This is a genomic window from Streptomyces flavochromogenes, assembly GCF_000717595.1.
GTDB lineage: Bacteria > Actinomycetota > Actinomycetes > Streptomycetales > Streptomycetaceae > Streptomyces > Streptomyces flavochromogenes.
Genome location: NZ_JNZO01000001.1, coordinates 518,733 through 528,674 on the forward strand (window position 1 = coordinate 518,733; position 9,942 = coordinate 528,674).

2 protein-coding genes are annotated in these 9,942 nt (G+C 74.9%); both read right to left on the reverse strand.

The annotated features are described in order from the left end of the window. Positions 1-32: 32 nt before the first annotated feature. On the reverse strand, positions 33-1,277 hold the full coding sequence (gene ccrA / locus IF00_RS0102030) for a crotonyl-CoA carboxylase/reductase (RefSeq protein ID WP_030313502.1): 1,245 nt from the start codon (positions 1,275-1,277) through the stop codon (positions 33-35). Beyond that, on the reverse strand, positions 1,277-9,877 hold the full coding sequence (locus IF00_RS0102035) for an amino acid adenylation domain-containing protein (protein ID WP_209439719.1): 8,601 nt from the start codon (positions 9,875-9,877) through the stop codon (positions 1,277-1,279). Before IF00_RS0102035 ends, ccrA begins: the two co-directional genes overlap by 1 nt. Between the last annotated feature and the right edge of the window lie 65 nt (positions 9,878-9,942).

Below are 9,942 nucleotides of genomic sequence, written 5' to 3' on the forward strand. Positions count from 1 at the left end.
AGAGAAAGATCGGCAACCTTTTCGAAAAGATTTCAGCGCATATCCGTGAGGCCCGGTTCCGGCGCGTTCACGAGAACCGCCACATTGCCGGGAGGCTGCTTGTTCTCGTAGACCATCTGGTGCGCCCGGCCGATCTCGGCGAACGGCAGGGCGAGGCTGAGGCAGGGGTCGATGTGGCCGGCCGCGACGAGCTCGATGATCGCCGCGGTCTGGCGTACGTTCGCGGCGTGCGAGCCCTGGAGCCGCTTCTGGAACATCCAGAGGAACCGCAGGTCGATGTCGCCGTTGTAGCCGCTGGTGCCGGCGCAGGTGACGACCATGCCGGCCCGGTCGCAGACGTAGACCGAGGTCGGCAGGGTGGCCCGGCCGGGGTGCTCGAGGACGATGGCGGGGTCTCTGCGCTCGCCGAGCGCGTCCCAGAAGGCACGGCCGAAGGAGCGGACCCCCGAGAGCCATTCCCGGTAGGCGACGGTGTCGCTCGAATCAGGCAGCCGACCCCAGTGGTCGAAATCGTTCCGATTGATGACGCCGTGCGCTCCCAGGCGCTTACAGTAGTCGAATTTATCGTCGTCCGACACCACGGCGACCGGAATTCCGCCGAAGTATTTCACGATCTGTATCGCCATGGATCCGAGACCGCCTGCGCCGCCCCAGACGAGGACGGGATCGCCCGGCCGGACCGTGTGCGGGTGCCAGCCCATGAGCATGCGGTACGAGGTGGAGCCGCCACCGAGGAAACAGCCGGCCTCCTCCCAGGTGAGGTGCGGGGGCTTCTTGTGGCACTGGTACTCGTCGGCCACGGTGAACTGCGCGAAGGAGCCGTGGTTCGACTCGTAGCCCCAGGCCCGCTGGGAGCGGGAGGCGGTCGGGTCGGTGCCGAGGCGGATGTCGGGGGCCGACTCGTCCCAGGCGACGCCGCCGACGATGACATGGTCGCCGACCTTGAGCTGCTTGACCCCCTCGCCGACGGCCCAGACCACTCCGGCACCCTCGGATCCGGCGATGTGGAAGTCGAGCGGATCACCGGCCCGTTGACGGTCGGCGATGACGTCGGCGGGGGTGCCGAGTCCGGCCCAGACGCCGTTGTAGTTGATCCCGGCGGCCATCACCCAGATGAGGACCTGCCCGCGGCCGACCGGCGGCACCTCCACCGTCTCGACCTGGATCGACTGCTCGGGCGGCCCGTACCGCTCGCGGCGGATCACGCCGGCGTGCATGAAGCGGGGCACCTCGCCCAGGGGTGGTGTCTCCCCCAGCGCGTACAACTCCCGGGTCATCAGATGTCCTTCCGTGTGGTGCGGTTGTTCAGATGGGCGGCGATCGCGCCGCCGACGACTGCCAGCGGCTCGGGCCGCAGCATGTCCTCATGACGGCAGTCGACCGGGTGGACGGCGATCGTGCCGGCGACGTACGGGCGCCAGCGGTCGGCCTTCTCGGCGGTGGCGGCCGCGGGGAGAGGCCCGGCGCCGGGCCGGGAGCCCTGGCCGTCGGCACCGCCGTTCGCGACGAACAGCAGCAGGTCGCCCGTGTACCGGCGCGGGGCGAAGCCGGCGCGCAGCTCGACGCCGGTGCGGTACGCGTCCACGAGGGCGCCGACCCGGTCGGCGAGCAGCGCCGCGAGCGGTCCACCGCGGGCCCGCAGCAGCGCGGCTCCCGCCTCGGGGGTGAGCTCCTCCCCGCCGCGGTCGGGGCCGACGCCGGCCGCGTCGAGGAGGGCGCCGAGGACCTGCGCCGCCGGCGGCACGACGACCGGGTCGCCGGGCCGCGCCGGATAGGAGTCCAGGACCGCGACGGTCGCGACCTCCTCTCCGGCCTCCTCCAGGAGGACCGCGGCCGCCTGGGCGGCCAGGCCGCCGAGCGACCAGCCCACCAGGTGGTAGGGGCCGGACGGCTGGACGGAGCGGATCCGCTCCACGTAGTCGGCGGCGGCCTCCTCCAGGCTCGCCGGTCGGTGGCCGGGCTCGGAGAAGGCGCGGGCCTGGAGGCCGTACACCGGGTGACCGGCCGGCAGGTGCCGCAGCAGGGCCGCGTACCGCCAGCTCAGGCCGCCCGCGGCGTGGAAGCAGAACACCGGCGGGAGGTCGCCGCGGGCGCGCAGCGGCAGCAGGACGTCCAGCGCTCCGGCGGCGGCCTCGGCGTTCTCGTCCTCGTCGAGGGCGGCGACGAGTCCGGCGACCGTGGGCGCCAGGAACAGTGCCTGGATGCCGAGTTCGACGCCGAGGACGGCGCGGATCCGGCTGACGAGTCCGGCCGCGAGCAGCGAGTCGCCGCCGAGGGCGAAGAAGTCGTCGTCGATGCCGGCCTCGTCGACGCCGAGGACGTCGGCGAACAGGCCGCACAGCAGCTCCTCGCGGGGGGTGCGCGGGCCGCGCCCTGTGCGCGCGGCGCCTTCGGCGGGAGCGGGCAGCGCCGACCGGTCCAGCTTGCCGTTCGCGGTGAGCGGCAGCGCGTCGAGCAGGACGACCGCGGCCGGGACGAGGTAGTCCGGCAGCGTCTCGGCGAGCCGCGCGCGCATCTCCGCCGCGCCCGGGGCTGTTTCGCCGGGGGCGGGCACCGCGTAGGCGACGAGGCGCTTGTCGCCGGGCCGGTCCTCGCGGACCAGGGAGACCGCGTGGGCCACGCCGGGCATGGCCGTGAGGGCGCCGTCGACCTCGCTGAGCTCGATCCGGAAACCGCGCAGCTTCACCTGGTCGTCGGCCCGTCCGACGAACTCCAGGGCGCCGTCCGGGAGGCGGCGGGCCAGGTCGCCGGAGCGGTACATCCGGGTCCCCGGAGCCCCGAACGGGTCGGCCACGAACGAACGGGCGGTGAGTGCCGGGTCGTTCTCGTAGCCGCGGGCGAGCCCGGAGCCCGCGAGGTACAGCTCGCCGACGGCCCCGGCGGGGACCGGCTCCAGCTCCGGGGAGAGCACGTAGGCCGCCATCCCGTCCAGCGGGAAGCCGATCGGCACGTTGTCCGGGACCGGGTCGCCCGCCTCCATGATGTGGTGGGTGGCGAACACGGTGGTCTCGGTGGGCCCGTAGCCATTGCTGACGACGGTGCCGGGGCAGGCGGCGAGGACCTTGCGGACGGCGTCGGCGGGGACGACGTCGCCGCCGGTGCGCACCTCACGGACTCCGGCGAAGCAGTCCGGCTCCTCCTCGGCCAGCCAGCGGAACAGGCCGGCCGTCAGCCAGAGTCCGGTGACGCGCTCGGCGACCAGGAGCCGGGCCAGGTCCCTCAGGTCGGTCTCGCCGGACGGGGCGACGACGACCGTGCCGTGGTTCAGCAGCGGCCCCCACAGCTCCAGCAGGGCCGCGTCCCAGGCGTGCGACGAGTGGAACAGCATCCGCTCCCGCGCGCCCGGGGCCCAGCAGGGCTCGTCGGCGAGCTCGACGACGTCGCGGTGGGTGACCGCCACCCCCTTGGGCACACCGGTGGAGCCGGAGGTGAACAGCACGTACGCCAGCCGGTCCGGCTCGACGGCCGCGCCGGGGTCGGTGGGGTCCTGGCGAGCCGGGCGCGGGTCGGTGTCCACGGCGACGGTCAGGACGACGTCGTCCGGCGCGCCGGCCCGGTCGGCGGCGCGGGCCGCGTCGGTGAGCAGCACGCGCGCGCCGGCCCGGTCGAGGACGGTCCGCTGCCTCGGTGCGGGGTGGGCGGGCGCCAGCGGGACGCAGACCGCGCCCGCCTTGAGGACGGCGAGGAAGGCGACGACCAGCAGCGGCGACCGGTCGAGCAGGATGCCGACCCGGTCCTCCGGGCCGGTGCCCAGCTCGTGCAGCAGCCGGGCCAGCCGGCTGGCCCGCTCGTCCAGTTCCCGCCACGTGAGCCGCTCGTCTCCGCAGGACACCGCGACGGCGTCCGGAGTGCGGGCGGCGAGGGCGGCGACCCGGCCGTGGATCGTGTCGCCCGGGGCACCGTGCGCGCCGGCGGCGAGCGGGGTCCGCGTGCCGCCGTCGGCGAGCGCGCGGCGCTCCTCGCGGGACAGCACCGAGACGCGCCCCACCGGCTGGTCCGGGTCGGCGGCCACCGACTCCAGGACACGGGTCAGCCGCTCCAGCAGGGTGGGGGCGGTCGTCGCGCCGAGCACGTCGGGCCGGTGGTCGAGACGGAACCGCAGGCCCTGCGAGCGCAGCGACGCGACCAGCAGCAACGGGTAGTGGGCCGCGTCACGGCCCTGGACCGCGGTGGCGCGCAGCCGGGACGGAGAGCGCTCGGTGTCCTCGGGCAGAGGGTAGTTCTCGTACACGAGGGCGGTGTCGAACAGCGGCCGGACGCCCGCGATCCGGTGCACGTCGGCGAGGCCGAGGTACTGGTGGGTGCGCAGGGCGGTCTGTTCGTCCTGGACGCGGGCCAGGGCGGCGCTCCAGGGTTCGGAGCGGTCGAACCGGACCCGTACCGGCAGGGTGTTGATGAACAGGCCGATCATGTTCTCGGCGCCGGGGAGCTCCGGCGGCCGGCCGGAGACCGTGGTGCCGAACAGGACGTCGTCGCGACCGAGGTGGCGGCCGAGGACGAGCGCCCAGGCCGTCTGGACCACGGTGTTCATGGTGACGCCGGCCCGGGCCGCGTGCGCCTGGAGGGTCGCGGTGAGCTCCGGCGGCAGGTCGTGCACGAGCTGCTCGGGCAGCGCGGGTCCCGCCGGTTCCCGGCCGGGGGCGAGCAGGGTGGGCTCCTCGATCCCGGCGAGGGTGTCGCGCCAGGCCCGTTCGCTCACCGTGCGGTCCTGTGCGGCGAGCCAGGCGACGTACGAGCGGAACGGGGCGGGGACGGGCAGCGTGGCCGCGTCGCCGCCGTTCTCGTACAGGGTGACCAGTTCGCGCAGGAACAGCGGCATGGACCAGCCGTCGAGCAGGATGTGGTGCTTGGTGATGACCAGCCGGTGCCGTTCGGCGCCGAGGCGGATCAGCAGGAAGCGGACCAGAGGCGGCCGGCTCAGGTCGAACCGGTGGCCCCGGGCGGCCTCTGTGAGCGCCGCGAGTTCGCGCTCCGCGGTGTCGTCGGGCAGTGCGCCGAGGTCGGCCTCGTCCCAGGGCAGGGCCGCGGCGCGCGGCACGACCTGGACGGCCGCTCCGTCCGCGCGGTGGTGGAAGCCCGCCCGCAGGTTGGGGTGCCGGTCGAGGACGGTCTGTCCGGCGGTGCGCAGGGCGGCCGGGTCCAGCGGGCCTTCGAGGTCGAGGACGAGCTGGACGGTGTAGACGTCCGTGCCGCTGTCGTCCGCCTGGAGGGCGTGGAAGAACAGGCCCTCCTGGAGCGGGGTGAGCGCGAAGGCGTCCTCCAGTCCGCCGGGTGCGGCGGCGAAGTCGTCGATCTCGGGCTGGGTCAGCCCGGACGTCGGCAGGTCGCCGGGGGTGAACGCGTCACCGCGCTCGGACTGGCCGGGGTCGGCGAGGGCGCGCAGGGCGGTGAACCACAGCTCGGCGAGCTCCTCGATCTCGGCGCGGTCGAAGAGTCCGGCGGGCCAGGAGTACGTGACGTGGAGCCGGGGCCCGCCGTCGCCGTCCCGGGTGACCGCGTTGATCTCGACGGAGTGACCGAACGGCATGCCCGGGTCGGCGGGGAGCAGCGGGATCCGCAGGTCGGACGCGCTGGACCAGCCGGCGGGTCCGGCCTCGCCGAGGGTGTCGCCGCCGCTGCCGACCCGGCCGAGGTAGTTGAAGCCGATCTGCGGGGCGGCGGCGCCCGCCAGGGCGAGCGCGGTGTCCGCGTTGAGGTAGCGGAGCAGGCCGTAGCCGAGTCCGTTGTCGGGCAGGGCGCGCAGTTGCTCCTTGATCTGCCCGAGCGCGGCGACGGTCGCGGCGCCGCCCTCCAGTGCCTCGTCCAGGTCGAGCGGGCCGGGATCGAGCCGGACGGGGAAGCGGCTGGTGAACCAGCCGACCGTGCGGGACAGGTCGAGGGTCTCGTCGAGTTCCTCGCGGCCGTGGCCCTCCATGTCGACGAGGACCGCGTGGGACGCGTCCTGGCTCCAGCGGCGGCGCCAGCGGGCGACCGCGAGGGTCAGTCCGGTGAGCAGCACGTCGTTGATCTGGGTGCGGAACCGGGCGGGAACGTCGGTCAGCAGCGCCGTCGTCAGGTCCGCGGGGAGGGCGGCCGTCAGATGCTCGGCGGTCTCCCGGGTGTCGACGGCGGGGTCGAGACGGCGCGCGCCGAGAAGCGGGTCGCGGCCCTGCGTCTGCTGTCGCCACAGCGGGAGTTCGGCGATCCGGGCCGGGTTCTGCGCCTCCATGACGAGGGCCTGCGCCCAGCGGCGGAAGGTCGTGCCGACGGGGGCGGGCCGCGGGTCGCGGCCCTCGCGGGCGGCCTGCCAGGCGGCGGCGAGGTCCGGCAGCAGGATCCGCCACGACACGCCGTCGACGACGAGGTGGTGCAGGAGGACGAGGAGGAGGCCCTGCTCGTCCGGGCCGGCGTCGAACCAGACGACCTGGAGCAGGACGCCGTTCTCCGGGTCGAGCCGGCGCCGGGCCTCCTCGCCGTGCGCGGAGACCGCGGCGGCGATGTCGGTGGCGTCGGCCGCGGCGGCCCGGACGTCGACACGGCTGACGCAGGAACGGGCGTCGACCGTGCCGCGCGGCGCGGTCTCCAGGTTCCACGGCAGGCCGAGTGCGGCACCGGTGAGCCGGGCGCGCAGCACGTCGTGGTGGTCGACGACGGCCTGGACGGCCCGGGTCAGCTCGTCCTGTCCGAGGCCGCCGGGAACCCGGAGCAGCACGGACTGGTTGAGGCCCTGGAAGGGGCCGCCGAGCTGGTGCAGCCAGCGGACCACCGGGGTGCCGGGGACGGGGCCGACGCCGTCGTCGGCGACGGGCGCGGCCTCGGCGGCGGCCGGGCGGATCGCGGACACCAGCTCCGCGACGGTCTGGTGGCGGAAGATGTCCCGCGGTGTGAGGACGAGCCCGGCCTGGCGGGCCCGGCCGGCGACCTGGATGGCGTTGATGCTGTCGCCGCCCAGGGCGAAGAAGTTGTCGTCGGCGCCGACGTCGGCCAGGCCGAGGACCTCGCCGACGATCCGGCAGAGCAGAGCCTGCGGGTCGTCGTCGGCGGACGGCTCCGGGGACCGTTCCGCCACGGGGGCGGCGTGGGCGGTCGCGGGCTGCTCGGGGGCGGGCAGTGCGGCCTTGTCGGTCTTGCCGTTGACGGTCAGCGGGACCCGGTCGATCTCCATGAGGACGGACGGCAGCAGGTGCGCCGGCAGGGCGGCCCGCAGGTACGTCCGTACCGCTCCGAGGTCGAGCCCGGCACCCGCCTCCGCGACGAGGTAGCCGACGAGCTGCCGAACACCCGGACGGTCCTCCCGGACGGTCGCCACGGCGCGCGCGACGCCCGGCGCGCCGGTCAGGGCGGCCTCGACCTCGCCGAGTTCGATCCGGAAGCCGCGCAGCTTCACCTGACCGTCGGCCCGGCCGACGAACCGCAGTCGGCCGTCACGCATCCGGCTGACCACGTCGCCGGTGCGGTACATCCGGCTGCCGGCCGGCCCGAACGGGTCGGCGACGAACCGCTCGGCGCTCAGGCCGGGCCGGCGCAGATAGCCCCGGGCCACGCCGATCCCGGCGACGTACAGCTCGCCGGGGACGCCGACCGGGACCGGCCGCAGCCGGTGGTCGAGCACGTAGACGCGGGTGTTGGGCAGCGGGCCGCCGATCGGCGGCACCCCGGCCTCGGGGGCGAGCGGCCCGGCCATGGTGCAGGAGACCGTGGTCTCGGTGGGGCCGTACGCGTTGAACATGCGCCGCCCGGGCGCCCAGGTGGCGACCAGACCGGCCGGGGCGGCCTCGCCGGCCGTCACAAGGGTGCGGACGGTGCGCAGGCTCGCGGGCGAGAGCTGGGCGAGCACCGCGGGCGGCAGCGTCGCGTGGGTCACGCCCTGCTCGCGCAGCAGCGCGGGCAGTTCGGCGACCTGGAGCAGCATGTCGGCCGGGCCGAGCACCAGGCACGCGCCGGCGGACAGCGGGGTGCAGATCTCCGACATCGCCGCGTCGAAGCTGAGCGACGCGAACTGCAGCGCCCTGCTTCCCGGGCCCATCGCGTACGGACCGGTCCGTGCCAGGACGATGTTGGGGATGCCTCCGTGCTCGACGACGACGCCCTTGGGGCGGCCGGTGGAGCCGGAGGTGTAGATCACGTACGCGGGCGTGCGGGCGGTCAGCGGGGCGGTCCGGTCGGCGTCGACGGGGTTTCGCGCCTGCTGGGCGGCGAGCGCGGCGACGGTGTCCGGCGCATCGACGACGATCCGGCCGGCGGCGACCGCGGACGGCACGCGCTCCTCGGCGTCGGCGCTGGTGACGACCAGGCAGGGCCGGGCGTCCTCGAAGAAGTACGCGATGCGGTCGGCGGGGTACTCGGTGTCGACCGGCAGGTAGGCCGCGCCGGACTTCAGCACGGCGAGCACGGCGACGATCATCTCCGGCGACCGCGGCACCGCGATCGCCACGATCGACTCCGGACCCGCGCCCCGCCCGATCAGCAGCGGGCGGGCGGTGTCGTTCCAGCCGTAGAGCAGCAGCTCGCGCTCGGCGGAGCCCAGGATGTCGAGGTCCTCGATCCGTCGGTCGGCGTCCGCGACGACGGCCGCGTAGGCCACGGTGCCGTGCAGACCGGCCGGTCCGTCCTCGTCGGAGCGCCGCTCGGAGAGCCGCACCGACAGGTCGAACTTGGCGCGCCCGGCCCCGTCGCCGGCCGGCTCGCCGACGGCGTCGACGGTCAGTCCGGCGAGGCGCGCATCGGCCCGCGCGACGTTGTCCAGGGAGAGCATGACCTGGAACAGCGGGTGGTGCGCGGCCGACCGGCGCGGCGCGACCGCGTCCACGACCCGCTCGAACGGCACGTCCTGGTGGGCGTACGCGGCGAGGTCGGTCTCCCGGACCCGGGCGAGCAGGTCACGGAAGGACGGGTTTCCTGACGTGTCCGTACGCAGCACCAGCGTGTTGACGAAGAAGCCGACCAGGTCGTCGAGCGCCTCGTCGACACGCCCCGCGACCGGAGTGCCGAGCGGAACGTCCGTACCCGCGCCGAGGCGGGTCAGCAGGCTCGCCAGCGCCGCCTGGAGGACCATGAAGACCGTGGTCCTGCTGGAGCGGGCGAGGTCGAGCAGCCCGGCGTGCAGCTCTCCGTCGAGCGTGAGCGGCACGAGTCCGCCCTCGTGGCCGGCCTCCTCCGGGCGGGGCCGGTCGGTGGGCAGTTCCAGCACCTCGGGCAGACCCGCGAGGGTCTGCGTCCAGTGGGCGAGCCGGCGGGCGATCTCGCTGTCCGGGTCGGCCTCGTCGCCCAGTACCTCGCGCTGCCACAGCGCGTAGTCCGCGTACTGGACCGGGAGCGGCGCCCACTGCGGCGCGCCGCCCTCGGCGCGCGCGGTGTACGCGGCGGCCAGGTCCCGTACCAGGGGCCGCATCGAGGAGGCGTCGCCGGCGATGTGATGCAGCACCAGCACGAGAACGTGGTCCTCCGGTCCCAGCTCCAACAGCTGGGCGCGCAGCGGGAGATCGGTGTCCAGGGCGAAGTCGGTGCGCTGCGCGGCGGCCACGGCCGTCTCGACGGCGGACTCCTCGACCCGGACGACGTGCAGATAGGGGCGCGCCTCGGCAGGATCGAGCACGACCTGCGAGGGCGTGCCGTCGGACGTCGCCGGGAAGACGGTGCGCAGGGACTCGTGGCGGGTCACCACGTCGGCGAGCGCGGCCTCCAGCGCGACCGCGTCCAGCGGGCCGCGGAGCCGGGTGACCATCGGGATGTTGTACGTGCCGGCCGTCGCACCGAGCCGGCTCAGCGCCCAGAGGCGGCGCTGCGCATAGGAGAGCGGGATCTCGGCGGGCCGCTCCTGCGGCACGAGCGCGGGCCTGGTCTCCCCTCCTCGCTCCAGGTAGGGGGCGAGGGCGGCGACGGTGGGGGTCTCGAACAACGCGCGGACGGGCAGCTCGACACCCAGGACGGTACGGATCCGGGAGACGAGGCGGGTCGCGAGGA

Coding starts and splice junctions, on each gene's coding strand:
- ccrA (WP_030313502.1), bottom strand. CDS start 1,277: ATGACCCGGGAGTTGTACGCGCTGGGGGAGACACCACCCCTGGGCGAG.